The organism is Limnohabitans sp. TS-CS-82, from assembly GCF_002943475.1.
Window position 1 is genome coordinate 129,203 of sequence record NZ_PTQX01000008.1, and the last position, 24,949, is coordinate 154,151.

A 24,949-nucleotide genomic window follows, 5' to 3' on the forward strand; every position below is an offset into this window, starting at 1 on the left:
AAATCATTCATCTTTTCTTGCAAATGTTGGCTCAAATTCCGCCTGACTTAGGCAAGCTAAAAAGCGTAAAGATGGACGAACTGACGCAGCAATTACTTGAGTCAACCCACCAAGTTGGCCTCAGCTTTTCGCTTAACCAAATTAATCGATTGCTAGCAGCGCAAGCCACAAAGCCCTTCGTCATTCTCACAGGCCTCTCTGGCTCTGGCAAAACCAAACTTGCCGAAGCGATGGCTTATTGGTTCTCGGAAGATCCAAGGAGCCAAGTTTGCATGGTGGCCGTGGGCGCCGACTGGACCAACAACGAGCCGCTGCTGGGCTATGCAGATGCAATTAATGAGGGGCGCTATTGCGTGCCAGCCAGCGGAATTTTGCAGCTGCTAGACCATGCGCAAAAGACCCCCAAGGCGCCGCATTTTTTGATTCTTGACGAGATGAACCTCTCGCATGTGGAGCGTTATTTCGCTGACTTTTTGTCGGCCATGGAATCGGCAGAGCCGAAGCTTGCACTGCATGGTCAAGGCACGCTCAAGGCTGACACGTTAGACGTACCAGCTAGCCTAGATTTGCCGCGCAACGTTTTCATCATTGGCACGGTGAACGTGGACGAGACGACCTACATGTTCAGCCCCAAGGTGTTGGACCGTGCGAACGTGATTGAGTTTCGCGTGTCAGTCGATCAGATGAGCGCGTTCTTGGCAGCCCCCACATCAGCCAGCGTGAATGACTTGAACGGCAAAGGCGCTCACTACGCCGAGGCGTTTGTGGCCCGTGCGCAGGCAGAGGCCAGCCTCGACCCCGCTGTGGCAGCACAGTTACAAGAAAACTTGGTTGAGTTGTTTGAACCTCTGGCTGAGGTGGGTGCCGAGTTTGGCTATCGCAGCGCCAAAGAAATTGCAAGGTTTGTGGCCATTCACCGCGAGCTGAGCGGCGATGACAAATGGAACTACAAAGATGCGCTGGACGCGCAAGTGATGCAAAAGCTCATGCCTAAGCTGCACGGCTCTACACGTAAGTTGTCTGGCGTGTTGGACGCGTTGGACAAGTTTGCCGACGCGCATGAATTGCCCCTGACACAAGATAAGGTCAAGCGTATGCAAAAGCGCCTGAAGGACGAAGGCTTCACCAGCTTCGCTGAAAACTGATCGACAGGCCAACACACATGGCATACGCCACGATTGTTGATCCCCACGGCAACGCCATGGGCCAACTAGAGCTGGTTGCGCAAGGTAAGGCCGACTTGGGCGCAGGCCTTGAGGCTTTGGTTGAGTTGCCAGCAGCTGAGGCCGCAGCATTAGGAGAGGCTGAGCTGCAGGTGCTAGAAGGTGCGCGTTACGAATACGCACTGTCTAACGCTGCATGGAAACTATCGCCCGCCAGCTGGGGCGCCAGCACCGATGTGGTGTTGCAAAGCAAGCTGCCATCGCGACAGCACTGCGGTGTGCTCAACCCAGGGCTAGCCACCGGCACGCTCAACTTAACGGTTCAAGATGCTGCAGAGCAACTCCTGGGCACCGTGCGCATAGAAGTGCGCTCGCGCAAGCTGGGCTACCGCACCGACTACCAGCTGATGCTCAACGACATCACCGAGCATTGCGTGGGTTTGCTGCAAGACTGGCAAGCGGCCAGCCAGTTTAAGGCCATGCCCGATGCCGACGGCGACGGCGACGAGGCCACGCTGGGCCAGCAGTTTGCGTTTGTGCGTGCGCTGCTCAACACGCCCAGTTTTGAACACGCTTTGCAGCGCATCGCAAGCCACCCACACGAAACGTGGACGCAAGAAGAAACCCAACAGCCCGTGGTGCGTGGTTTTAAGCCATCGGGCAAGCTGATGCGACAGCTGGCATCGGGCAGCCGCCGCATGGCTGTGCCGACTAGCCACAGCTTGCATGCGGTGCTGCCCACATTGCCAGAGCGCATTCGCGTGCGACAAAACAGCCGCACCACCGACACGCCCGAAAACCGTTTTGTGAAGTTTGCGTTACGCAGCTTTCGCCAATTCTTGGCCGAGATACGCAGCAAGGAAGCTTTGCAAACCACCAAGCACGAACGTTTGCGCACCGAGCTAGACGCGCTGACCGACAAGCTAGACCAAGCCCTAGGCTGCGATGCCCTGCGCCACGCGGGCGAGCCCACCCTTTTGCCGCTGGGTAGCCCTACGCTGCAACGCCGTGAAGGCTACCGCCAAGTGCTGCAAGCATGGACGAGCTTTGCCATGGCTGCCAAGCTGGTGTGGGAAGGCGGCGAGAAGGTGTACGGCATGGGCCAACGCGATGTGGCCACGTTGTATGAGTACTGGGTGTTCTTTGAGTTGCTGCGCACGGTGAAAGATGTGTTCAAGCTGGACATGCCAGACATCAAAAACTTGATTGTTCCAACAGGTGATGGCTTTGGCCTCAAGCTGCGTGCGGGCAGGCATTTGCCGGTCAGCGGCACATCCAAGCAACCAGGGCGTGAACTGGAAGTGCGCTTTAGCTACAACCGAACGTTCAGCAGCAACAAGACGGTTAGCCAACCCGGCTCATGGACAAAACACATGCGCCCCGACTACACGCTAAGTCTGTGGCCCGTGGGGTTTGCAGAAGTTGAAGCAGAGGCACAAGAGCTGATGGTGCATGTGCATTTCGACGCCAAGTACCGACTTGAACAAGCCGCCAATCTTTTATCGTCTTCAACAGATACAGAGGGCGCAGACGATGACAAAGATGCGACCGAAGAAGACGAGATCAAACAGGCAGAAGCATCGGGCACCTACAAGCGTGCAGATTTGCTCAAGATGCATGCTTACCGCGACGCCATTCGCCGCTCGCACGGCGCTTATGTGGTGTACCCAGGCGACAAGCAAGACGGTGCACCATTCCAAGGCTTTCATGAAGTGCTGCCAGGCTTAGGTGCTTTTGCACTTCGCCCTGGTAACGGCACAGAAGCCTTGCAAAAGTTTTTACGTGACGTGGTGGAGCATGTATGCGACCGCACCACGGCACGCGAGCGGCAAACCTACGGAATCTATACAAGCTACAAAGACACAGGCAATAGCAAAGGCACTCCTCTCAACGAGGAAAGACGTGATGTTTACAACGTCATGCCAGAGCAATGGGAAAGCGGCAAACGCCACACACCACCTGCCGACACGCATGTGCTGGTGGGTTGGTACAAAGATGCAGCACACCTCCAATGGATTTTGGAGCGAGGCCTTTACAACTTCCGCATGGGTGCCACCGAAGGCGGCTTGCGCCTAACGCCCGAAGTGGTGGGCGCACAGTATGTCCTGCTGCATGGTGAAGGTGGGCTGGCCTTGCCGGGGTTGCTGCGTGTTAAAGAAACACATCAAGGCCCGAGCTTGATGAACAAGCAAAAGCTGTCAGAGCATGGCTACCCAAGCGTGCCTAGCCGCGAGGCTTATTTGGTTTTCGATGTTGCGCCTGCTCAGGCATTTGAAAACACGCAGTGGAATTTAAAAGCCATTCCCAACATGCCAAGCAACGTCAATCTAGGCTATCCGTTTGCCATAACACTCGATGTGTTGTTGGCGGCTGCTAACGGATCTTGAGTTTTATTGCGAGCAGCTTGCGTGCATCACAAGCGCACCGGAATCCCACGCTCCCGCATGCGCTCTTTGGCCTGCTGCACGGTGTATTCGCCGTAGTGGAAGATGCTCGCGGCCAGCACGGCGTCAGCGCCGCCTTGTTGCACGCCGTCGGCCAAGTGGTCGAGGTTGCCCACGCCGCCTGAGGCAATCACGGGCACGGGCACGATGTCAGACACGGCGCGGGTCAATGCCAAGTCAAAGCCGCTCTTGGTGCCGTCGCGGTCCATGCTGGTGAGCAAGATTTCGCCTGCGCCATAGTCGGCCATTTGCTTGGCCCACGCCACGGCGTCAAAGCCGACGTTTTTACGGCCACCATGGCTGAACACATCCCAACCGGGGCCGACGGGCAGGCCGTTGGCACCCAAGCGTTGTTCGTCGTCTGCGGTGCGGCGTTTGGCGTCGATGGCCACCACGATGCACTGTGCGCCGTATTTGGCTGACGCATCGCGAATGACTTGGGGGTTGGCAATGGCGGCTGAGTTAAAGCTCACTTTGTCGGCGCCTGCGTTGAGCATGCGGCGCACGTCGTCCACCACGCGCACGCCACCGCCCACAGTGAGGGGAATGAACACTTGGCTGGCCACGGCTTCGATGATGTGAAGAATCACATCGCGGGCGTCGCTGGTGGCGGTGATGTCCAAGAAGGTGAGCTCGTCAGCGCCTTGGTCGTTGTAGCGTGCTGCGATTTCCACAGGGTCGCCTGCATCGCGCAGCTCGACAAAGTTGACGCCTTTGACCACGCGGCCGCCGGTCACGTCGAGGCAAGGAATGATGCGCTTAGCCAACATGCTTCAATGATCTTTCTTTGTGGGTACGGTCTGCAAACTTGGCAGGTCTGACGTTTGGTTTGCTGGCATTTGCAAATGCTCTAACACACCGTTGCGTTCAACCACCACCGCTGTTTGGGTTTGTGCGGCAATACGGCGCGCTTGCTGGGCAGCTCGCGTCATGGCAGCCACAGTGCCGCGCAGGCTGCTGCTGTGTGCTTGGTCAATCGAGTGAGTTGGATTCATTTTTCGCCCCAGTTCAGTAAAACAGGTTCAATTCCAGAATTGTCGTACAGGGCCCATGCATCCGCTTGAGCTTTGTAGAGATTTTCAAAGTTACGAAAGCCCGCTTCAAAACGACGTGCAATCACGTCATCAGGAATGTCATGCCCGCCTTGCAGGACTCTCTGGCGAACGCGAGCAACAGCTTCTTGAACGCTGGACAACTTCAAAAAAATAACCGTCACGCGGTAGCCAGCAGCCTTCCAGCGCGCGATCGCTTGCAAGTAAGCACGGCCCGATAAGGTGGTTTCAAAAGCAAAGCTTTCTCGCTTTTGAAAGTGATGTTCAATTTGTGCCAGCATCAAACGCCCCGCTTGCAAAGCAGCTGTTTCAGGGGCAAACGGCGACAAGCCTGCGGCAATCAAGTCGGCGTTGACAAACACTTTGCATTTCGCTTCTTGAGGCAAGAACTCACGCGCAAACGTAGTTTTTCCTGCGCCATTGGGGCCTGCAATGATGAACACCTCAGGCTGAGCTGTGGCCTGTGTCACATAGCCACCCGCAAACGCTGCCAGCCAACCCATTGGCCACCAGTAGGAATAGAGATGGGTTCAAACACCTGCGCAGCTTCGACGCACAGCATGCGCGCAAAGCCGTGGGCGGGCATATCGGCCAATGCGGCGCATTTGCTTTCGCCAGGGTTCCACACCACCGACTCGGCCCATGAAGAGCTTTGTTCAATTTGCAGCGTGCTTGTGCCGTCTTGCAGGTGCAAGGGCTGGGCAGATGCGCCCTCACCCCGCGCGTACACACGGTCGAACTCACCATCAAAGTAAAGCACGTCGTCAGCCACGCCATGCACATCCACCGTCGAGTCCCACTCAGCGCTGCCGCCCAAGCCACGCAGCTCGGTCAGGTCAATATCGTCCACAGCGAGGTAGGTGTGCAAGGCACCGGTGAAGTGCAAATCGTTTTGCAGCTCAGTGTTGTTGACAGTCAAGGTGATGGTCAACTGACCGAGTGCAAGGGCCACACGCAGCTGAGCCACAAAAGCTTGCGGCCAAATGGCCAAGGTGGCAGTGTTGGTTTGAAGCGTGAAGACCATGTGCGCGCCTTCATGGCTGACCGCAGCTTCATTCTCTTGTTCGGCTTCCCCGATTTGTGCCACCTCTTCGACATGCCACAGCATGTTGCGCGCAAAGCCATGCTTGGGCAAAGTGCCGCGTTGGTTGAACTGGGGAAAGCACACCGGCACGCCGCCACGAATGGCCGATTGGCCATCCCACAGGTTGTTGGGGCTTAAAAACAAACGCTCGCGGCCTTGGCTCTGCCACGACAACACATGCGCGCCTTGCAGGGCCACCAGCACGGTGTCGCCGCAAGGCAGGGTCAAGCGCTGACAGGCCAGACCCTGAAAAACTTCGGAAGTCAACATAGACATGGCGGGGGTTTTAGGCGCAGGCCGCGCTACCCGCAGCCATGCATTCAGCCATTGAGTTCGTCGGCGCGGGCTTGTGCTTTGGCGAAATCCAAGTCGCCGCTGTAAATGGCGCGACCACAGATCACGCCCTCGACGCCCTCGCCTTCCACGGCGCACAACTGTTCGATATCGGCCATGTTGGACAAGCCGCCCGACGCAATGATGGGGATGGTCACGGCTTGTGCGAGTTTGACGGTGGCATCGATGTTGATGCCGCTGAGCATGCCGTCGCGACCGATGTCGGTGTAGATGATGGACTCGACACCGTAGTCTTCAAACTTCTTGCCCAAGTCAGCCACTTCGTGACCGGTCAATTTGCTCCAACCGTCGGTGGCGACTTTGCCGTCCTTGGCATCGAGGCCGACGATGATGTGACCGCCAAAAGCGGCGCAGGCATCTTTCAAGAAGCCGGGGTTCTTGACTGCTGCTGTGCCAATGATGACGTAGCGCAAGCCCGCATCGATGTATTTTTCAATCGTGTCAAGGTCACGAATGCCACCACCGAGTTGCACAGGAATGTCGTGGCCCACGGCTTTCAAAATGGCTTTGATGGCCGATTTGTTTTGTGGCGTGCCCGCGAAGGCACCGTTCAAGTCCACCAAGTGCAGACGACGCGCGCCTTTGGCCACCCAGTTGAGCGCCATTTGCGCGGGATCTTCACCAAATGTGGTGGATTGGTCCATGTCGCCTTGTTTGAGGCGCACGCAATGGCCGTCTTTGAGGTCAATCGCAGGAATTAAATACATGATGACAAGTTAAGTTCAAGGGTTCCAATGCAGAAAATTGCGGTACAAGGCCAAGCCATGTGCCGCGCTTTTTTCTGGGTGAAATTGTGTCGCAAAAATGTTGTCGCGCGCCACGGCGCATGTAAATAGGCCACCGTAATCGGTTTGGGCCGCGCTGTGTGCAGAATTTTGAGGTCGTGCGTAAAAACTGTGTACAAAGTAGAAGTAGCTGGCGTCAGGCACCCCTTCCCACATGGCGTGGGCTTGGGTTTGCAACACTTGGTTCCAGCCCATTTGAGGCACTTTGAAACGGCTGCCGTCGGCTTGCGTGCGGCCAGCTAGGTCAAACTTCACCACATCACCAGGAATGAGGCCCAGACCGGGCGTATTGCCTTCGGCGCTGTGGTCCAACATCATTTGCATGCCGACGCACACGCCAAACAAAGGCTTTTTCTCAGCGGCATCCAGCACCGCATCGAGCAGACCGGACTCGCGCAATTCACGCATGCAATCGGGCATGGCCCCTTGGCCGGGCAAGACCACGCGATGCGCGTCACGCACCACCTGCGGGTCAGACGTCACCACCACCTCGGCATGGTCCACCGACGAAGCGGCATGCATCACCGCCTGCGCCACGGAGCGCAGGTTGCCCATGCCGTAATCAACGACTGCGACCTTGTTGTTCAAAGCGAGCCCTTTGTGGATGGAATCATGCCGGCAGAGCGAGGGTCCAGCTCCAGCGCCGAGCGCAAAGCGCGGGCGAAGGCTTTGAACACAGTCTCAGCTTGGTGGTGCGCGTTTTCGCCGCGCAGGTTGTCGATGTGCAGGGTCACGAAGGCGTGATTCACAAAGCCTTGGAAAAACTCATAGGCCAATTGGCTGTCGAATTCACCAATCATGCCGCTCTTGAACGGCACGTGCATGACCAAACCTGGGCGACCCGAGAAGTCCACCACCACGCGACTCAACGCTTCGTCGAGCGGCACGTAGGCGTGGCCGTAACGGCGAATGCCTTTTTTATCGCCCACGGCTTTGGCAAAGGCTTGACCCAAGGTGATGCCCACGTCTTCCACGGTGTGGTGGCCGTCGATGTGCAAGTCGCCCAAGGCGTGGATGTCCAAATCGATCAAGCCATGACGTGCGATTTGATCTAGCATATGGTCAAAGAAACCAATGCCGGTAGAGAGCTTGGATTGGCCGGTGCCGTCTAAATTAATTTTGACGGTAATTTGGGTCTCATTGGTGTTACGAATAACTTCTGCTTGTCGCATAAAACGCGTCTCAACCGTGTGGTAAAAAAAGGCTTACATGATACCATCGCCCCTCCGCAACCCGCATGAATTGGGGCTTGCACGTTTTTATCACGCGAGACCTTATGAGCCAATACTGGAGCGCTACCGTCCACAGCTTGACCCCCTATGTCCCGGGCGAGCAGCCCAAAATGGACAACTTAGTCAAACTCAACACCAACGAGCATCCTTTGGGTCCATCACCGCGCGTGTTGGAGGCCATCAAAAACGCGACCACGGACAGCTTGCGCCTGTACCCAGACCCAAACGCTGACGCGCTCAAAGCCGCATTAGCAGCGCATCACAACGTCTCCGCTGCTCAAATCTTTGTCGGCAACGGATCGGACGAAGTGTTGGCGCACACGTTCATGGCGCTGCTGAAGCACTCGGGTGACCTGCTGTTTCCCGACATCACCTACAGCTTCTACCCCGTGTACTGCGGCTTGTACGACATCCACTACCGCACCGTACCCTTGGCCGAGGACTTCAGCATTTGTGCTGATGATTACCTGCCCAAGAACGGCCAGGCCGCGGGTGCCATCATTTTTCCGAACCCGAACGCCCCCACGGGTCGCCCCATGCCTCTGAGCGATGTCGAGCGCGTCGTGGCGGGCAACCCGCAAGCCGTGGTCGTGATTGATGAGGCCTATGTCGACTTTGGCGCTCAAAGTGCCGTGGGATTGGTTGACCGCTACCCCAACTTGCTGGTGTGCCACACGTTCTCCAAGAGCCGCTCACTGGCAGGCTTGCGCGTGGGCTATGCCGTGGGCTCGGCCGCTTTGATTGAAGGTTTGGAGCGTGTGAAAAACAGCTTCAACTCTTACCCACTCGACCGTTTGGCTTTGGCAGGTGCCATCGCATCGGTCGAGGACGATGCGTATTTCCGCGAGAGCTGCGCCACGGTCATAGCCACACGGGAAACCTTGGTGGCAGACCTTCAGGCCTTAGGTTTCGACGTGTTGCCCTCTGCCGCCAACTTTATTTTTGCGCGTCATCCCGCACACGACGGTGCCGCACTGGCCAGTGGTTTGCGCGAGCGCGCCATCATCGTGCGCCACTTCAAGCTGCCCCGCATTGACGCGTTCTTGCGCATCACCGTGGGCACCCCCGAGCAATGCAAGGTGTTGGTGCAGGCGCTCAAGGCGTTGGTGCAAAGCTAAACAGCAGGGCGTTGTCGACACCATGCAAAAGGCCCCTGACGGGGCCTTTTTTATTTCTGCTTGAATTTACTTCTGATGCAAACGGAACTCAGCCGCCATGGCGTGGGCTTGCAAGCCTTCGCCATAGGCCAGCACGGCGGCAATCTTGCCCAGCGTTTGGGCGCCCTGCTCGCTCACCTCGATCAAGCTGCTGCGCTTTTGAAAGTCGTACACGCCCAAGGGCGAGCTGAAACGCGCCGTGCCGCTGGTGGGCAACACGTGGTTGGGGCCAGCGCAGTAGTCGCCCAAGCTTTCGCTGGTGAACGCGCCCAAGAAGATCGCGCCTGCGTGCTTGAGCAGTGGCTCCCACTTGTGCGGCTCGTTGCTCGACACTTCTAAGTGTTCAGGCGCAATGCGGTTGCTGATGGCGCACGCCTCTTCCATGCTGCGTGTGTGGATGAGCACACCACGGCCATTGAGTGATTTTTCGATAATGTCTTTGCGCGGCATTTGCGGCAGCAAGCGTTCGATCTCGGCTTGCACGCGATCGATGTACGCGGCATCGGGGCAGAGCAACACGCTTTGCGCCAACTCGTCGTGCTCGGCTTGGCTGAACAAATCCATCGCCACCCAATCGGCGGGTGTGGAGCCATCGGCCAACACCAAGATTTCGCTGGGGCCCGCAATCATGTCGATGCCCACGGTGCCAAACACACGGCGCTTGGCAGCGGCCACATAGGCGTTACCGGGGCCAGTGATTTTGTCGACCGCTGGCACAGTGGCTGTGCCGTAGGCCAACGCAGCGACAGCTTGTGCGCCGCCGATGGTGAAGGCGCGGCTCACGCCGGCCACATAGGCTGCAGCGAGTACCAATGGGTTTTTCTCACCCTTGGGCGTGGGCACCACCATGATGATTTCTTCCACGCCTGCAACGTGCGCAGGAATGGCGTTCATCAACACGCTGGATGGATAAGCGGCTTTGCCACCGGGCACATAAATACCCACGCGGTCAAGCGGCGTGACTTTTTGGCCCAGCAACGTGCCATCGGCATCGCGGTAAGTCCAGCTTTCGCCGCTGGCTTTCTTTTGCGCCTCGTGATAGCTGCGCACGCGTGCGGCGGCAGCTTGCAAGGCGTCGCGTTGATCGGCGGGCAAACCGTCGAACGCGGCTTTGAGTTCGGTTTGCGTCAGCTCCAACGCGGCCATGTTGTCGACCTTCAGGCCGTCAAAGCGCTCGGTGTACTCAAGCACAGCGGCGTCGCCACGCTTTTGCACGTCGGCCAAGATGTCTGCCACGCGTTGCTCGATGGCCGCGTCGGTGTCGGCAGACCAATGCAGACGCGCTTTGAAATCAGCTTCAAAGGTGGGGCTGGTGGTCGAGAGACGAAGCGGTTTGGCCATCTTGTGTACGTGTGTGGTGAGAGGTTATTTGCTTGCCGACAAAGCAGCAGAGAAGGCGTCGATGATGCGGCGAATGTCGGCCTGCTTCATCTTGAGCGCGGCTTGGTTGACCACCAAGCGCGAGCTGATGTCCATGATGCGCTCGACCTCCACCAAGTGGTTGGCTTTGAGCGTGTTGCCGGTGGACACCAAGTCGACGATGGCATCGGCCAAGCCGGTGAGCGGGGCCAATTCCATGGAGCCATAGAGTTTGACCAAATCGACGTGCACGCCTTTGGTGGCGAAGAAGTCACGCGCGATGGTGGTGTACTTGGTCGCCACTTTCAAGCGTGCACCTTGCTTCACCATGGCGGCGTAGTCGAAATCAGAACGCACGGCCACGCTCATGCGGCATTTGGCGATTTGCAAATCGAGGGGTTGGTACAGGCCCGCGGTAGCCACACCGCCTGCTACGCCACCACCGTGCTCAATCAATGTGTCGAGTCCCGTCACGCCCAAATCAGCACCACCGTATTGCACATACGTGGGCACGTCAGACGCACGCACCAGCACCACGCGCACGTTGGCGTGGTTGGTCGGCAAGATGAGCTTGCGCGATTTTTCTGGATCTTCGAGCACCTCAATGCCTGCGGCTTTGAGCAGCGGCATGGTTTCGTCAAAGATGCGGCCCTTGGAGAGCGCCAAGGTCAGCATGGTATTTTTTTCGTTACCGGTCATTTCACTCTTTCGATATCAGCACCAATGGCGCGCAGCTTGGCTTCCATCTTGTCGTAACCACGGTCCAAGTGGTAAATGCGGTCCACCAAGGTTTCGCCGTCGGCCACCAAGCCAGCAATCACCAGCGAGGCAGAAGCGCGCAAGTCGGTGGCCATGACGGTGGCACCGGAGAGCTTTTGCACACCTTCAAGCACCGCCACTTTGCCGTCGATTTGGATGTGTGCACCCAAGCGCACCAACTCGTTGACGTGCATGAAGCGGTTTTCAAAAATCGTTTCGGTCACCTTCGAGGCACCCTTGGCAATCGCGTTCAACACCATGAACTGCGCTTGCATGTCGGTGGGGAAACCTGGGTATTCGGTGGTGCGAAAGTTTTGCGCCTTGAGGTATTCATACGCAGGCGCTGTGCCTTGAATGCGAATGCCGTCTTCGTTGGCAGTGACGATTGCACCTGCATCGCGCAGCTTGTCGATGACCGCATCCAAATGGTCGGCACGGGCGTGGCGCAAAAACACATCGCCGCCAGTGGCTGCCACGGCACACAAGAACGTGCCGGCTTCAATGCGGTCAGCCACCACTTTGTGGGTGCAGCCGTGCAAGCGATCCACACCTTGGATGTGAATGCGGCTGGTGCCGTGGCCTTCAATCTTCGCGCCCATGGCGATGAGCATTTCGGCCAAGTCTGGAATCTCTGGCTCTTGCGCAGCGTTTTCTAAAACGGTTTCACCATCAGCCAAAGCCGCAGCCATCAAGAAGTTTTCTGTGCCCGTGACCGTCACCATGTCGGTGGCAATGCGTGCGCCTTTGAGGCGTGTGCGACCACCACCCAACTTCGCCACCATATAGCCGTGCTCCACCTCAATTTCGGCACCCATGGCTTGCAAGCCTTTCAAGTGCTGATCCACAGGGCGTGAGCCAATGGCGCAACCGCCGGGCAACGACACCTTGGCGTGACCAAAGCGGGCCAACAAGGGGCCCAGCGCCAGCACCGAAGCGCGCATGGTTTTCACCAACTCGTAGGGGGCTTCGGGGTTGTTCAAACCGCCCGCATCCAAACTCACGGTGCCGTCATCGGCACGCTCGGCCGTCACACCCATGTTGCGGATGAGCTTGAGCATGGTGGCCACGTCTTGCAATTGCGGCACGTTTTGCAAGGTCACAGGCTGGTCGGTCAACAAGGCCGCGCACAGCTCGGGCAAGGCCGCGTTTTTAGCGCCAGAAATCAGCACTTCGCCGTTCAAAGAACGACCGCCACGGATTAAAAGTTTGTCCATAAATTAGTTTTCAAGCGCAGGCCACACGGGGCTCAGTGCGCGGTGTCAGAAGCTTGGCTGCCCAAAGCCAACCATTCGGCAGGCGAGTATGTTTTCATCGACAAAGCGTGCACTTCGTCGGTTTTGATTTTTTCACCCAAGGTCGCGTACACGCGTTGGTGACGTTGAATGAGGCGCTTGCCCTCAAACTCAGCCGACACCAACGTGGCATGCCAATGGCGACCATCGCCCTCGACCTGCAGGTGCTCGCAGGGCAAGCCTGTGGCGATGATGGTTTGTAGTTCTTCTGCTGTCATTTAAAAACCTTCATCCTCGAATCTTGTAACCCGTGCGCAGCAAATGCAGCGCCACCACGGACACGCCACACAGGCACACACCCACCACGCCCAAGCTCAGCCAAGGCGACACATCGCTGTGTCCAAAAAAGCCGTAGCGAAAGCCGTCGATCATGTAGAAAAACGGGTTGAGGTGGCTCACGCCCTGCCAAAAACTAGGCAGTGAGTGGATGGAATAAAACACGCCACTCAAAAACGTCATCGGCATGATGATGAAGTTTTGAAAAGCGGCCATTTGGTCAAACTTGTCGGCCCACAGTCCTGCAATCAACCCCAAAGTGCCCAACATGAAAGCGCCCGCTACCGCAAACACCAGCACCCACAAAGGCTGGCTTGGCCACAACGAAAAGTTCAGCACCGACGATTGCCACACAAACAACACGCCCGCCAGCAACACGCCCAAACCGACCACCAAGCCGCGCACCATGGCGGACAACGCGTAGGCAAAAAACCAATTCCAATGCGACAAAGGCGTGAGCAACAAAAACACCAAGTTGCCCATGATCTTGCTTTGCACCATGGACGACGAACTGTTGGCAAACGCGTTTTGCAACACGCTCATCATCACCAAACCCGGAATCAAAAAGGCGGTGTAGCTGACGCCCTCATACACCTGCACATGCGACTCAAGCACATGGCCAAAAATCATCAAATACATCACGGCCGTCAACACGGGCGCAGCCACCGTTTGGAAACTGACTTTCCAAAAACGCAGCACCTCTTTGTAAAAAAGAGCAGTCCAACCCGTCATCATGCGCGTGCCTCTTCGTGTTGGTGCATCACGTCGAGGAAAACATCTTCCAAGTCGGCTTTGCGAATTTCGACATCTTCGGCGGTCAAGCCGGCTTGCCGTACAGCGGCCAAGTAGCGTTCAATTTCTGCCGCATCGTTGGCTGGGAACTGAACAATGCGGCCCGTCACACGGGCTTTGGCCGCCAACTCAGGCGGCAACTCGGCGTTTAACTTGAAGCGCAGCACATTGCTAGACGCGGCTTTCAGCAGCTCACTGGTGCTGTCTAACGCCACCACTTTGCCGTTTTTAAGCATGGCGATGCGGTTGCAAAGTGCTTCCGCCTCTTCCAAATAGTGCGTGGTCAGCAGCACGGTGCTGCCTTCGCGGTTGAGCTTGGCGATGAATTGCCACAGGGTTTGACGCAGCTCCACATCGACACCGGCCGTGGGCTCGTCCAACACGATGACGGGCGGTTTGTGCACCAACGCTTGCGCCACCAACATGCGGCGTTTCATGCCGCCCGACAGTTGGCGCATGTTGTGGTGTGCCTTGTCAGCGAGGCCGAGGCTGTGCAAGAGTTCGTCAATCCAAGCGTCGTTGTGTTTGACGCCAAAGTAGCCGGACTGAAACTTCAGCGCCTCGCGCACATTGAAAAATGGGTCAAACACCAGCTCTTGTGGCACCACACCCAACAAACGTCGCGCTTGGGCGGATTGCTTGGCCACATCCACGCCCTGCACCAAGATCGAGCCAGACGTGGCCTGGGCCAAACCGGCCAAGATGCTGATCAGCGTGGTCTTGCCCGCGCCGTTAGGCCCCAAGAGACCAAAAAATTCGCCCGACTCAATGTCAAAGCGCACGCCATCCAAGGCCTGAAAGGGGCCTCGGGGCGTTTGAAAGGTCTTGGAAACAGATTGAAAGGAAATAGCGGACATAAGTAGCCTTTGATTTTAAGGCCTCGCCAATGCCCACACTGGTTAGCGCCGGAATGACCGCAGAGGCGGCATGCGCCCTTCAGTTAGCCGAGCAACGCCGTGACGCCGTACACCTTCGCCAAGGCCTGCGCACGCTCTGGCAACCCAGTCACACGAAACACCCCGTTGCGTCCGAGCACGGCGCGTCGACAGGCCAAGACCACCGCCAAAGCCGATGAATCGAACTGCTGCAGCGCCGACGCATCCAACACAGCCTCACGGCCTTGGGCAACTTGCGCGCACAAAGCCGCCACCAAGCCATCAGCCACCGATTGGGCTTGGGCTTGCATCACACGTGCGGGTAAAGCGATAGACATGGTTTATTTCGACACCACGCGGGCATTGGACTTGTTGCGCTCGGCCAAGCTGGTGATCAAGCCGTCAATACCTTTGGCGTTGATTTCTTGAGCAAATTGACTGCGGTAGTTTTCGACCAGCCACACGCCCATCACGTTCAGGTTGTAAATGCGCCAACCGGAAGGGGCATCGGCTGATTTTTCAACACGGTAATCCAATTGAATGGGGTCACCTTTGCCGTGCACTTCCGTGCGCACGATCACCTCTTTGTCATCGGCAGCCGCCCGCAAAGGCTTCACCACAATGGTTTGGTCATTGATTTGGCTCACCGCGCCAGCGTAGGTGCGCACCAGCAAGGTCTTGAACTCGTCTTGCAAACGCTTTTGCTGCTCAGGTGTGGCTTGACGCCAGCCGGGACCCACCGCCGACGAGGTCATGCGTTGGAAATTGACATGCGGCATCACGCGCTGGTCCACCAACACACTGATTTTGGTCACATCGCCCGACAGGATGGTCTTATCGGCCTTCACGATGTCCAGCAACTCGGTGGTCAGACGCTTGATAAAAACATCGGGTGCCTCGGTGGCCGCTTGGGCAACGCCCGTGGTCAAACCGACCGACGCGGCCAACAAACAAGACGACGCCAAGCGCACAAAAGCGCGACGCGTGTTCAGCAAAGGGGTCAAACGGTTCATAGTCATCAAATTCATGGCTTCAAGGCATCTCTAACGCGGTACAGGCTCATTGGGCTGACGAGGCTGGCTCTTGGCTCAGGTCGGGCGTGTCTTCTTCGGGTGGGTTGCCGTCGTAAATGAGGGAACGACGACGCTGCAAATAAGCATCGCGCAAGAACGCGTACTTGTCGATAGACGCCTCACCCAGCATATTGCCAGCGGCCAAGTAACTCACACGCTTGTCTACGATGCGCAAACCTTGGGCTTCGGTCTGAATTTTGGAATTGTTCAAATTGGTGACGGGGTCCAGCGCGAAGTCAACCGGCAAGCCCGCGGTGTCACGCACGGTCGAAGGGCCCAACAGCGGCAACACCACATAAGGGCCACTGCCGACACCCCAGAACCCTAAGGTCTGCCCAAAATCTTCGGGGTAGCGCTCCAGCTTGATGGCCGTCGCGACGTCAAAAATGCCATAGATGCCAAACGTCGTATTCACCACCACGCGCATGAAAGAGGAGGCCGTCTGACGCCCCTTCAGTTGCAAGCCGTTGTTCACCGTCGACGAAATGTCAGACAGGTTGTTGAACACGTTGTGCACGCCCGTTTGAATCAAGTCCGGCGTGTAATCGCGATAACCCGTCGCCACAGGCTTCAAGACGTTGTCGTCTAGGGTGTCGTTGAAACGCGAAATGCTGCGGTTCATCGGCTCCAAAGGATCTTTGGGATTGGCGTTGGGGCCTGTGGCGCAACCGCTAGCCAGCGCGGCCAAAGCAAGCACCAACACGGCCTTCACACCGCGCAAGAGGACTGCCGCGCTCATTTGCCACCTTCTTTCGGCGTCGGCTCTGCTGCTTTGCTGAACAAGAATTGGCTGATCAAGTTCTCCAACACCACGGCAGATTGCGTGGTCGCAATGCGGTCGCCATTGGCCAAATTCTCAGCCTCGGCACCGGCTTCAATGCCAATGTACTGCTCGCCTAGCAAACCGCTGGTCAAGATTTTGAGGTTGCTGTCTTTGGGAAACTGGTATTGGCTTTGGAGGGCCATGTTGACCGTGGCTTGGAAGGTTTTGTCATCAAACGTGACCGACTCCACACGCCCCACCACCACGCCTGCACTTTTGACCGCGGCTTGACGCTTCAAGCCACCGATGTTGTCAAAGCGCGCACTGACGTTGTAGCTGGACTGGAAATTCAAGCTCAACAAGTTGGCCGACTTCAAGGCCAAAAACAAAATAGCCGCGGCGCCCAACAGCACAAACAGACCGACCCACACATCATTTTTGGAGCGTTGCATCGCGTTCCTTCTTTCTCAAATACTGAACATCAGGGCTGTGAGGACAAAGTCCAAACCCAACACGGCCAACGAGGCCACCACCACCGTGCGGGTGGTCGCACGCGACACGCCTTCGGGCGTGGGCTGCGCTTCATACCCTTGCAGCAAGGCCACAAACGTGACCGTGACACCAAACACCACGCTTTTGATCACGCCGTTGCCCACGTCTTTCCAAACGTCAACGCCGCCCTGCATTTGGCTCCAGAACGAACCCGCATCGACGCCAATCATCAACACGCCCACCATCCAGCCGCCCAAAATGCCCACCGCGCTGAACACAGCAGAGAGCAAAGGCAAAGCGATGATGCCGCCCCAAAAACGGGGACCCAAAATGCGTTGCACGGGGTCGACAGCCATCAAGTCCATGGCGCTGAGTTGTTCGCCCGCTTTCATCAAACCGATCTCAGCCGTCAGTGACGTACCCGCACGCCCAGCAAACAGCAAAGCGCTCACCACGGGCCCGAGTTCGCGCACCAAGCTCAACGCCACCAACAGACCCAAAGCCTCGGACGAACCGTAGCGCTGCAAGGTGTAGTAGCCCTGCAAACTGAGCACAAAACCCACAAACAAACCCGACACGGCAATGATGGCCAGCGAGTAGTTACCCAAAAAATGCACCTGATCGCGCACCAGCCCAAAGCGGCGCATATTGCTGCCAAACAGCGCCACCAAGCGCATGAACAGTCGCGTAGCTTGGCCCAAGCCGGCCAAATAACTGCGCACCGCAAAGCCTAAATTAGCGACGAATGTCATGCCTTGCCCTCCACGCCAAAGTCTTGTGCCACCGACGGACCTGGGTAATGAAAGCGCACAGGGCCATCAGGCGCTGCGCTGACAAACTGATGCACCAACGGGTCGGTGCTGTGACGTACCTCCTCGGGGGTGCCTTGTGCGGCAATCTTGCCGTTGGCCAGCACGATCACTTGGTCGGCGATGTGGAAGGTTTCATCCAAATCGTGCGACACGATCACACTGGTCAAGCCCAAGGTGTCGTTGAGTTGGCGAATCAAACGCGCGGCGGTACCGAGCGAAATGGGGTCCAGCCCAGCAAAGGGCTCGTCGTACATCACCAGTTGTGGGTCTAGGGCCATGGCGCGGGCCAAGGCCACACGACGGGCCATGCCACCCGACACCTCGCTGGGCATCAAATTGCGTGCGCCACGCAGACCCACGGCTTCGAGCTTCATCAACACGATGTCACGGATCATCGATTCGCTCAAGTCGGTGTGCTCGCGCAGCGGGAACGCCACGTTGTCAAACACGCTCAAGTCGGTGAACAAGGCGCCAAACTGAAACAGCATGCCCATGCGACGACGCACGGCGTACAAACCGGCGGGGTCAAGTGAGGCAATCTCTTGGCCATCAAATGTCAAGCTGCCAGACTGGGCGCGGTATTGGCCACCGATCAGGCGCAACACGGTGGTTTTGCCACCGCCAGAGGCGCCCATCAAAGCCGTGACTTTGCCGCGTGGCACCGTCAAGGTGATGCCATCCAAGATGACACGCTCGCCATAGCCAAAGCGAATATCGCGCAGCTCGACCAACGCGTCAGGGTTTGTATTTAAGGGGGAAGTGATAGTCATAGAAACAAAAGCTGGCCTGTTGATGAAACAGACCAGCTTTTGCTATTTTAGAACCAAGCCGTCACAGGCTTGTAAAGATAGGGCTTTCGCTCAAAGTTAGCGTGGCAGATCGCTCGCGCCCATCAAGAACTCATCCACTGAACGCGCTGCCTGACGGCCTTCGCGGATGGCCCACACGACCAACGATTGGCCACGACGGATGTCGCCAGCGGCAAACACTTTGGGCACGTTGGTGGCGTAGCCACCGGTGAACTCGGTGGTTGCCTTGGCGTTGCCGCGTGCGTCTTTTTCGACGCCGAAGCCTTCCAAAATGGTGGCCACAGGGTTCACAAAGCCCATCGCCAGCAAGACGAGGTCGGCTTTGATGATTTCTTCGCTGCCCGCCACTTCGACCATCTTGCCGTCTTTCCATTCCACGCGAACGGTTTTGACCCCTGTGACTTTGCCGTTTTCACCGACAAACTCTTTGGTGGAGATGGCGAATTCGCGCTTGAGCAAACCTTTTTCAGAGCTCTCGTCGTGGCTAGAGCTGGTGCGCAGCTTCAGTGGCCAGTAAGGCCACACCATTGGCTTGTTCTCGTGCTCGGGTGGCATAGGCATCACCTCGAACTGAACCACGCCAGCAGCGCCGTGACGTGTGCTGGTGCCCACGCAGTCAGAGCCGGTGTCGCCACCGCCAATGACCACCACATGCTTGCCGTCAGCGCGCAATTGCTCTTTGACCTTGTCGCCGCCGTTGACCTTGTTTTGTTGGGGCAAGAACTCCATCGCGAAGTGAATGCCAGCCAAGTCGCGGCCGGGTGCGGGCAAGTCGCGGGACTGCTCGGCCCCCCCCGTCAACAACACCGCGTCAAAGTCTTTTTGCAGTTGAGCGGGGCTGACGGTTTCCTTGGCCCAGTTAGTGACCTTAGAACCCTTAGGCAACTCGCCCACCATCACGTTGGTGCGGATGGTCACGCCTTCAGCTTCGAGCTGCTTGGCGCGGCGGTCGATGTGCGACTTTTCCATCTTGAAGTCAGGAATGCCGTAGCGCAACAAACCACCGATGCGGTCGTTCTTTTCGAACAAGGTCACGTCGTGACCGACGCGTGCCAACTGCTGTGCAGCAGCCATGCCGGCGGGGCCTGAACCCACCACCGCAACCTTCTTGCCTGTCTTGTGCTTAGGCGGTTTAGCCACCACCCAGCCTTCGGACCAAGCTTTGTCAATGATCGCGTGCTCGATGGACTTGATGCCCACCGCGTCGCCATTGACGTTCACCACGCAAGCCGCTTCGCAAGGTGCGGGGCAGATGCGGCCGGTGAACTCGGGGAAGTTGTTGGTGCTGTGCAGCACGTCAATCGCGTTCTTCCAATCGCTTTGGTACACCAACTCGTTGAAGTCCGGAATGATGTTGTTGACAGGGCAACCGTTGTTACAAAACGGTGTGCCGCAGTCCATGCAACGCGCAGCTTGTTGTTTGGCTTGGCCATCGTCCAAACCAATCACAAACTCGTTGTAGTTTTTCAGGCGCTCTTTGACGGGCTTGTAGCCCTCTTCGAGACGCTCAATTTCCATGAAGCCAGTGACTTTTCCCATGATTTCAAATCCTTTTGCTTGGGCGTTGGTTTAGGCGGCAACAGGCTTTTTAGCCTTGGCTGCGGCGTCGGCTTTTTTGCCGTTGATTTCGCCCAATGCGCGCTTGTATTCGTTGGGGAACACTTTGACGAACTTGGCACGCGAGGTTTCCCAGTTGTCCAATAAGTCACGGGCGCGTTTGGAGCCCGTCCAACGGTGGTGGTCTTCGAGCAACTTCTTGAGTTGCGCTTCGTCGGTTTGATCACGGTGCCAAATGGCGCGTGGCAACGAGGCTTCTTGCTCGGCAGCGGTCAACACTTTTTCCATGGAAACCATGGCGGTGTTGCACTTCTTGTTGAACTGGCCGTCTTCGTCGTACACGTACGCCACACCGCCGCTCATACCCGCCGCAAAGTTGCGGCCGGTTTTACCCAACACCGCCACCGTACCGCCGGTCATGTATTCGCAACCGTGGTCGCCTGTGCCTTCAACCACAGCGGTCGCGCCAGACAAACGCACCGCAAAACGCTCACCAGCCACGCCGGAGAAGAACGCCTCGCCGCGTGTCGCACCAATCATCACGGTGTTACCCACGATGATGTTGTTGACGGCGTCGCCACGGAAATCGATGCTGGGGCGAACCACCACGCGGCCACCGGACAAGCCTTTGCCGGTGTAGTCGTTGGCGTCGCCAATGAGGTACAGCGTGATGCCGTTGCACAAGAACGCGCCGAACGATTGACCGCCCGTGCCTTCGAGTTGAATGCGGATGCTGTCATCGGGCAAACCTTCTGGGTGCACCTTGGTCACAGCGCCGGACAACATGGCACCGACTGAGCGGTTCACGTTGCGGGCCACTTCCATGAACTGCACCTTCTCGCCGCGCTCGATGGCAGGCTTGGATTTCTCGATGAGTTTTTGGTCCAGTGCTTTTTCCAAACCGTGGTCTTGCTGGGCCACATGGAACTTAGGCACGTCGTTGCCCACTTGAGGCACGGCCAACAAACGACCGAAGTCGAGGCCAGAAGCCTTCCAGTGCTCAATGCCTTGACGCATGTCGAGCAAATCAGCGCGACCGATCAAATCATCAAACTTGCGGATGCCCAACTGCGCCATGATTTGACGCACTTCTTCAGCGATGAAGAAGAAGTAGTTGACGACGTGCTCAGGCTTGCCGGTGAACTTCTTGCGCAACTCGGGGTCTTGCGTGGCCACGCCCACGGGGCAGGTGTTCAAGTGGCACTTGCGCATCATGATGCAACCCTCAACCACCAGCGGTGCGGTGGCGAAGCCAAACTCGTCAGCGCCCAACAAAGCACCCACAGCCACGTCGCGGCCGGTCTTCATTTGGCCGTCAGCTTGCACACGGATACGACCACGCAAACCGTTCAGCACCAAGGTTTGTTGTGTTTCAGCCAAACCGATTTCCCAAGGCGAGCCGCAATGCTTGATCGACGACCAAGGCGAAGCGCCTGTACCGCCGTCATGGCCCGCGATCACCACGTGATCGGCCTTGCACTTGGCAACGCCTGCGGCAATGGTGCCCACGCCGATTTCAGATACCAACTTCACGCTGATGTCCGCGTGAGGGGCGACGTTCTTCAAATCGTGAATCAGCTGAGCCAAGTCTTCGATTGAATAAATGTCGTGGTGAGGAGGTGGCGAGATCAAGCCCACACCTGGCACGCTGTAACGCAGCTTGCCGATGTACTCCGACACTTTCGAGCCTGGCAACTGACCGCCTTCACCAGGCTTGGCACCTTGGGCCATCTTGATCTGAATTTGATCCGACGACGACAAGTACTCAGCGGTCACACCGAAGCGACCCGAAGCCACTTGCTTGATGCGTGAACGCAGGCTGTCACCCGCTTCCAAAGGCATGTCCACCTCAACCACATCGGCACCGATGATGGACTTCAGGCTGTCGCCCTTTTTGATGGGGATGCCTTTGAGTTCGTTGCGGTAACGCGCGGGGTCTTCACCGCCCTCACCCGTGTTGGACTTGCCGCCAATGCGGTTCATCGCCACGGCCAATGTGGCGTGTGCTTCTGTGCTAATGGAGCCGAGCGACATCGCGCCAGTCGCAAAACGCTTCACGATTTCAGTGGCTGGCTCCACCTCGTCCACCGAAATGGCTTTGGCAGGGTCAATCTTGAACTCAAACAAACCGCGCAAGGTCAGGTGACGCTTGTTTTGGTCGTTGACGATTTGTGCGTACTCTTTGTACGTGTTGAAGTTGTTCGAGCGTGTGCTGTGCTGCAACTTGGCAATCGCATCAGGCGTCCACATGTGCTCTTCGCCACGTGCGCGCCAAGCGTATTCACCGCCAGCGTCGAGCATGTTGGCAAGCACGGGGTCTTCGCCAAAGGCGGCCTTGTGCATGCGAATGCCTTCTTCGGCCATTTCGAAAATGCCGATGCCTTCCACGCGGCTTGGTGTGCCAGTGAAGTACTTTTGTACGGTTTCGGTGTTGACGCCGATGGCTTCAAACAACTGTGCGCCGCAGTAAGACATGTAGGTCGACACGCCCATTTTGGACATGATCTTCGACAAGCCTTTGCCGATGGCTTTGATGTAGTTGTAGATCGCTTTGTCGGTCGACAAATCAGCGGGCAACTCTTTGTGCAAGTTGGCCAAGGTTTCGAGCGCGAGGTAGGGATGCACAGCTTCTGCGCCGTAGCCAGCCAACACGGCGAAGTGGTGCACTTCGCGGGCGCTGCCTGTTTCGACCACCAAACCAGCGGTGGTGCGCAAGCCTTCGCGCACCAAGTGTTGGTGAATCGCAGACAAAGCCAACACTGCGGGGATTGCCACTTGCGTGGGGCCCACAGCGCGGTCGCTGATGATGAGGATGTTGTGGCCGCCTTTGATGGCATCCACGGCTTCAGCGCACAACGACGCCAACTTGGCTTCCACGCCGTCGTGGCCCCAAGCCAGTGGGTAAGTCATGTCGAGCGTGGCGCTCTTGAACTTGCCGTGGGTGTACTGCTCAATGTCACGCAACTTGGCCATGTCGGCGAAGTCCAGCACGGGCTGGCTGACTTCCAAACGCATGGGTGGGTTGACTTGGTTGATGTCGAGCAAGTTGGGCTTAGGGCCCACGAACGACACCAGCGACATCACGATGGCTTCACGGATCGGGTCGATCGGTGGGTTGGTCACTTGCGCGAACAACTGCTTGAAGTAGTTGTACAGCGGTTTGTTTTTGCCAGACAACACAGCCAGAGGGCTGTCGTTGCCCATCGAGCCAATGCCCTCTTCGCCGTTGATGGCCATCGGCGCCATCAAGAACTTGATGTCTTCTTGGCTGTAGCCGAACGCTTGTTGACGGTCGAGCAACGACACGTCGCTGGCTTGCGCGGTTTCGCCTTCATGGGCTTTGACGTCGTCGAGCTTGACGCGGACGTTTTCAATCCACTGTTTGTAAGGCTTGGTGTTGGTCAGGCCCGCTTTGAGTTCGTCGTCGTCGATCATGCGACCTTGTTCGAGGTCGATCAAGAACATCTTGCCGGGCTGTAGACGCCACTTGCGCACGATCTTGCTCTCGGGCACGGGCAACACACCCGACTCAGAACCCATGATGACCATGTCGTCGTCGGTGATGCAGTAGCGCGAAGGACGCAAGCCGTTGCGGTCCAGCGTGGCGCCGATTTGGCGACCGTCGGTGAACACGATAGAAGCTGGGCCGTCCCATGGCTCCAACATCGCAGCGTGGTATTCGTAGAAGGCCTTGCGGCGCTCGTCCATGGTGTTGTGGTTTTCCCATGGCTCAGGAATCATCATCATCACGGCTTGGCTGATGGGGTAACCCGCCATCGTCATCAATTCCAAGCAGTTGTCGAACGTGGCTGTGTCTGACTGGTCAGGGAAGCTGATGGGGTAGAGCTTTTTGAGGTCGTCGCCCAACACGGGGGAAGACATCACGCCTTCGCGGGCCTTCATCCAGTTGTAGTTGCCTTTGACGGTGTTGATCTCGCCGTTGTGCGCCACATAGCGGTAAGGGTGAGCCAAGGGCCACTCGGGGAAGGTGTTGGTCGAGAAGCGTTGGTGCACCAAGCCGAGTGCGGACACGCAGCGCTCGTCAGTCAAATCGGTGAAATAAGTGCCCACTTGATCGGCCAACAACAGGCCTTTGTAAATGACCGTGCGGCTGGACATGCTGGGCACGTAATACTCTTTGCCGTGCTTCAAATTCAGATGCTGAATGGCGGCACTGGCTGTCTTACGGATGACGTACAGCTTGCGCTCCAGCGCGTCTTGCACGATCACGTCATTGCCGCGACCAATGAAGATTTGACGCATGACCGGCTCTTTGGCGCGCACGGTGGGCGACATCGGCATATCGAGGTTGACCGGCACATCGCGCCAGCCCAACAGCACTTGGCCTTCGGCCAACACAGCACGGTTGAGCTCTTGCTCGCAAGCCAAACGCGATGCGCTTTCTTTGGGCAAAAACACCATACCCACGCCGTACTCGCCCATCGGGGGCAAAGTCACGCCTTGCTTGGCCATCTCTTCGCGGTACAGCGCATCAGGCAGCTGAATCAAGATACCTGCGCCGTCACCCATGAGTGCGTCAGCACCCACAGCGCCCCGGTGGTCGAGGTTTTCCAAAATTTTGAGCGCTTGACCCACGATGGCGTGGCTCTTTTGGCCCTTGATGTGAGCGACAAAGCCCACGCCACAGGCGTCGTGTTCATTGGATGGGTCGTACAAACCCTGGAGTTGCATGTGTGCTTTGTCGGCAGCCGTGGTCATGGCGCATTCCTCAAAAATCAGCGGGACTGGAAGCATACTGCACTGCAGCATCTGTGCCAAGAAAATTAATCAGGGTCAGATCCCAATTAATTCAGAAAAA

Annotated in this window: 24 protein-coding genes; 3 read left to right on the forward strand and 21 right to left on the reverse strand. The window is 57.3% G+C overall.

What is annotated here, in order from left to right:
- Positions 1-71: 71 nt before the first annotated feature.
- Both C5F52_RS16560 and C5F52_RS16565 read left to right on the forward strand, forming a co-directional pair.
- Positions 72-1,145, forward strand: a complete 1,074-nt coding sequence (locus C5F52_RS16560; protein WP_236657893.1) for an McrB family protein — start codon at positions 72-74, stop codon at positions 1,143-1,145.
- Between the two features lie 17 nt (positions 1,146-1,162).
- Positions 1,163-3,550 (forward strand): DUF2357 domain-containing protein, encoded by a 2,388-nt coding sequence (locus tag C5F52_RS16565; RefSeq protein WP_104799467.1) that lies wholly within the window; start codon positions 1,163-1,165, stop codon positions 3,548-3,550.
- Positions 3,551-3,576: 26 nt separating this feature from the next.
- On the opposite strand, the gene hisF is transcribed toward C5F52_RS16565, so the two are convergent.
- Genes hisF through hisB form a run of 7 tightly spaced genes read right to left on the reverse strand, consistent with a single transcriptional unit; the run spans position 3,577 to position 8,054 of the window.
- Positions 3,577-4,377, reverse strand: coding sequence for an imidazole glycerol phosphate synthase subunit HisF (hisF, locus tag C5F52_RS16570; protein ID WP_104799468.1), 801 nt, complete (start codon positions 4,375-4,377; stop codon positions 3,577-3,579).
- Between the two features lie 3 nt (positions 4,378-4,380).
- Complete coding sequence (locus C5F52_RS16575) at positions 4,381-4,602, reverse strand: hypothetical protein (RefSeq protein ID WP_104799469.1); 222 nt, start codon at positions 4,600-4,602, stop codon at positions 4,381-4,383.
- Positions 4,599-5,162: a zeta toxin family protein gene (locus C5F52_RS16580; protein ID WP_104799470.1), complete on the reverse strand. Its 564-nt coding sequence runs from the start codon at positions 5,160-5,162 to the stop codon at positions 4,599-4,601. The genes C5F52_RS16575 and C5F52_RS16580 overlap by 4 nt, the downstream gene beginning before the upstream one ends.
- Positions 5,126-6,019 carry a D-hexose-6-phosphate mutarotase gene (locus tag C5F52_RS16585; RefSeq protein WP_369952444.1) on the reverse strand — a complete coding sequence of 298 codons (894 nt, stop codon included), beginning with the start codon at positions 6,017-6,019 and terminating at the stop codon, positions 5,126-5,128. Before C5F52_RS16585 ends, C5F52_RS16580 begins: the two co-directional genes overlap by 37 nt.
- Positions 6,020-6,063: 44 nt before the next feature.
- Positions 6,064-6,804 (reverse strand): 1-(5-phosphoribosyl)-5-[(5-phosphoribosylamino)methylideneamino]imidazole-4-carboxamide isomerase, encoded by a 741-nt coding sequence (gene hisA / locus C5F52_RS16590; RefSeq protein ID WP_104799472.1) that lies wholly within the window; start codon positions 6,802-6,804, stop codon positions 6,064-6,066.
- Between the two features lie 15 nt (positions 6,805-6,819).
- A complete protein-coding gene (gene hisH, locus C5F52_RS16595) occupies positions 6,820-7,470 on the reverse strand; it encodes an imidazole glycerol phosphate synthase subunit HisH (RefSeq protein ID WP_104799473.1) in 651 nt (216 codons plus the stop codon).
- Positions 7,467-8,054: an imidazoleglycerol-phosphate dehydratase HisB gene (hisB, locus tag C5F52_RS16600; protein ID WP_104799474.1), complete on the reverse strand. Its 588-nt coding sequence runs from the start codon at positions 8,052-8,054 to the stop codon at positions 7,467-7,469. Before hisB ends, hisH begins: the two co-directional genes overlap by 4 nt.
- 104 nt (positions 8,055-8,158) lie before the next feature.
- On the opposite strand from hisB, the gene hisC reads away from it, so the two are divergent.
- The gene (gene hisC, locus C5F52_RS16605) at positions 8,159-9,232 is read left to right on the forward strand and encodes a histidinol-phosphate transaminase (RefSeq protein WP_104799475.1); all 1,074 of its coding nucleotides are present in this window, start codon (positions 8,159-8,161) and stop codon (positions 9,230-9,232) included.
- Positions 9,233-9,298: 66 nt separating this feature from the next.
- Here hisC and hisD read toward each other — a convergent pair whose 3' ends face one another.
- From hisD to C5F52_RS16675, 14 genes are all read right to left on the reverse strand, one after another.
- Positions 9,299-10,612, reverse strand: coding sequence for a histidinol dehydrogenase (gene hisD, locus C5F52_RS16610; RefSeq protein WP_104799476.1), 1,314 nt, complete (start codon positions 10,610-10,612; stop codon positions 9,299-9,301).
- 24 nt (positions 10,613-10,636) lie between these two features.
- A complete protein-coding gene (gene hisG / locus C5F52_RS16615) occupies positions 10,637-11,305 on the reverse strand; it encodes an ATP phosphoribosyltransferase (RefSeq protein WP_104799582.1) in 669 nt (222 codons plus the stop codon).
- Positions 11,306-11,325: 20 nt separating this feature from the next.
- On the reverse strand, positions 11,326-12,603 hold the full coding sequence (murA, locus tag C5F52_RS16620) for a UDP-N-acetylglucosamine 1-carboxyvinyltransferase (RefSeq protein WP_104799477.1): 1,278 nt from the start codon (positions 12,601-12,603) through the stop codon (positions 11,326-11,328).
- A 32-nt stretch (positions 12,604-12,635) separates the two neighbouring features.
- Positions 12,636-12,899: a BolA family protein gene (locus C5F52_RS16625; RefSeq protein WP_104799478.1), complete on the reverse strand. Its 264-nt coding sequence runs from the start codon at positions 12,897-12,899 to the stop codon at positions 12,636-12,638.
- A 10-nt stretch (positions 12,900-12,909) separates the two neighbouring features.
- Positions 12,910-13,689, reverse strand: coding sequence for an ABC transporter permease (locus tag C5F52_RS16630; protein WP_104799583.1), 780 nt, complete (start codon positions 13,687-13,689; stop codon positions 12,910-12,912).
- Positions 13,689-14,606, reverse strand: coding sequence for an ABC transporter ATP-binding protein (locus C5F52_RS16635; protein ID WP_104799479.1), 918 nt, complete (start codon positions 14,604-14,606; stop codon positions 13,689-13,691). Before C5F52_RS16635 ends, C5F52_RS16630 begins: the two co-directional genes overlap by 1 nt.
- Positions 14,607-14,689: 83 nt before the next feature.
- Positions 14,690-14,962 carry a lipid asymmetry maintenance protein MlaB gene (locus tag C5F52_RS16640; RefSeq protein WP_236657894.1) on the reverse strand — a complete coding sequence of 91 codons (273 nt, stop codon included), beginning with the start codon at positions 14,960-14,962 and terminating at the stop codon, positions 14,690-14,692.
- Between the two features lie 3 nt (positions 14,963-14,965).
- Positions 14,966-15,637 carry a phospholipid-binding protein MlaC gene (locus tag C5F52_RS16645; protein ID WP_104799481.1) on the reverse strand — a complete coding sequence of 224 codons (672 nt, stop codon included), beginning with the start codon at positions 15,635-15,637 and terminating at the stop codon, positions 14,966-14,968.
- A 46-nt stretch (positions 15,638-15,683) separates the two neighbouring features.
- Positions 15,684-16,436, reverse strand: coding sequence for a VacJ family lipoprotein (locus C5F52_RS16650; protein WP_104799482.1), 753 nt, complete (start codon positions 16,434-16,436; stop codon positions 15,684-15,686).
- Positions 16,433-16,912, reverse strand: a complete 480-nt coding sequence (gene mlaD, locus C5F52_RS16655; protein ID WP_104799483.1) for an outer membrane lipid asymmetry maintenance protein MlaD — start codon at positions 16,910-16,912, stop codon at positions 16,433-16,435. Before mlaD ends, C5F52_RS16650 begins: the two co-directional genes overlap by 4 nt.
- Positions 16,913-16,927: 15 nt before the next feature.
- Complete coding sequence (mlaE, locus tag C5F52_RS16660) at positions 16,928-17,704, reverse strand: lipid asymmetry maintenance ABC transporter permease subunit MlaE (RefSeq protein ID WP_104799484.1); 777 nt, start codon at positions 17,702-17,704, stop codon at positions 16,928-16,930.
- Entirely contained in the window at positions 17,701-18,534 is an 834-nt protein-coding gene (locus tag C5F52_RS16665; protein ID WP_201747035.1) for an ABC transporter ATP-binding protein, read from the reverse strand. The genes mlaE and C5F52_RS16665 overlap by 4 nt, the downstream gene beginning before the upstream one ends.
- Before the next feature lie 96 nt (positions 18,535-18,630).
- Positions 18,631-20,112 (reverse strand): glutamate synthase subunit beta, encoded by a 1,482-nt coding sequence (locus C5F52_RS16670; RefSeq protein ID WP_104799485.1) that lies wholly within the window; start codon positions 20,110-20,112, stop codon positions 18,631-18,633.
- 30 nt (positions 20,113-20,142) lie between these two features.
- Positions 20,143-24,849, reverse strand: coding sequence for a glutamate synthase-related protein (locus tag C5F52_RS16675; protein ID WP_104799486.1), 4,707 nt, complete (start codon positions 24,847-24,849; stop codon positions 20,143-20,145).
- Positions 24,850-24,949: the final 100 nt, after the last annotated feature.

What these genes read in the sequence shown, in the direction of transcription:
- C5F52_RS16560 (WP_236657893.1), top strand. Translation starts at nt 72, where the DNA reads ATGGACGAACTGACGCAGCAATTACTTGAGTCAACCCACCAAGTTGGC.
- C5F52_RS16565 (WP_104799467.1), top strand. Translation starts at nt 1,163, where the DNA reads ATGGCATACGCCACGATTGTTGATCCCCACGGCAACGCCATGGGCCAA.
- hisF (WP_104799468.1), bottom strand. Translation starts at nt 4,377, where the DNA reads ATGTTGGCTAAGCGCATCATTCCTTGCCTCGACGTGACCGGCGGCCGC.
- C5F52_RS16575 (WP_104799469.1), bottom strand. Translation starts at nt 4,602, where the DNA reads ATGAATCCAACTCACTCGATTGACCAAGCACACAGCAGCAGCCTGCGC.
- C5F52_RS16580 (WP_104799470.1), bottom strand. Translation starts at nt 5,162, where the DNA reads ATGGGTTGGCTGGCAGCGTTTGCGGGTGGCTATGTGACACAGGCCACA.
- C5F52_RS16585 (WP_369952444.1), bottom strand. Translation starts at nt 6,019, where the DNA reads ATGTCTATGTTGACTTCCGAAGTTTTTCAGGGTCTGGCCTGTCAGCGC.
- hisA (WP_104799472.1), bottom strand. Translation starts at nt 6,804, where the DNA reads ATGTATTTAATTCCTGCGATTGACCTCAAAGACGGCCATTGCGTGCGC.
- hisB (WP_104799474.1), bottom strand. Translation starts at nt 8,054, where the DNA reads ATGCGACAAGCAGAAGTTATTCGTAACACCAATGAGACCCAAATTACC.
- hisC (WP_104799475.1), top strand. Translation starts at nt 8,159, where the DNA reads ATGAGCCAATACTGGAGCGCTACCGTCCACAGCTTGACCCCCTATGTC.
- hisD (WP_104799476.1), bottom strand. Translation starts at nt 10,612, where the DNA reads ATGGCCAAACCGCTTCGTCTCTCGACCACCAGCCCCACCTTTGAAGCT.
- hisG (WP_104799582.1), bottom strand. Translation starts at nt 11,305, where the DNA reads ATGCTGACCTTGGCGCTCTCCAAGGGCCGCATCTTTGACGAAACCATG.
- murA (WP_104799477.1), bottom strand. Translation starts at nt 12,603, where the DNA reads ATGGACAAACTTTTAATCCGTGGCGGTCGTTCTTTGAACGGCGAAGTG.
- C5F52_RS16625 (WP_104799478.1), bottom strand. Translation starts at nt 12,899, where the DNA reads ATGACAGCAGAAGAACTACAAACCATCATCGCCACAGGCTTGCCCTGC.
- C5F52_RS16630 (WP_104799583.1), bottom strand. Translation starts at nt 13,689, where the DNA reads ATGACGGGTTGGACTGCTCTTTTTTACAAAGAGGTGCTGCGTTTTTGG.
- C5F52_RS16635 (WP_104799479.1), bottom strand. Translation starts at nt 14,606, where the DNA reads ATGTCCGCTATTTCCTTTCAATCTGTTTCCAAGACCTTTCAAACGCCC.
- C5F52_RS16640 (WP_236657894.1), bottom strand. Translation starts at nt 14,962, where the DNA reads ATGTCTATCGCTTTACCCGCACGTGTGATGCAAGCCCAAGCCCAATCG.
- C5F52_RS16645 (WP_104799481.1), bottom strand. Translation starts at nt 15,637, where the DNA reads ATGAACCGTTTGACCCCTTTGCTGAACACGCGTCGCGCTTTTGTGCGC.
- C5F52_RS16650 (WP_104799482.1), bottom strand. Translation starts at nt 16,436, where the DNA reads ATGAGCGCGGCAGTCCTCTTGCGCGGTGTGAAGGCCGTGTTGGTGCTT.
- mlaD (WP_104799483.1), bottom strand. Translation starts at nt 16,912, where the DNA reads ATGCAACGCTCCAAAAATGATGTGTGGGTCGGTCTGTTTGTGCTGTTG.
- mlaE (WP_104799484.1), bottom strand. Translation starts at nt 17,704, where the DNA reads ATGACATTCGTCGCTAATTTAGGCTTTGCGGTGCGCAGTTATTTGGCC.
- C5F52_RS16665 (WP_201747035.1), bottom strand. Translation starts at nt 18,534, where the DNA reads ATGACTATCACTTCCCCCTTAAATACAAACCCTGACGCGTTGGTCGAG.
- C5F52_RS16670 (WP_104799485.1), bottom strand. Translation starts at nt 20,112, where the DNA reads ATGGGAAAAGTCACTGGCTTCATGGAAATTGAGCGTCTCGAAGAGGGC.
- C5F52_RS16675 (WP_104799486.1), bottom strand. Translation starts at nt 24,849, where the DNA reads ATGACCACGGCTGCCGACAAAGCACACATGCAACTCCAGGGTTTGTAC.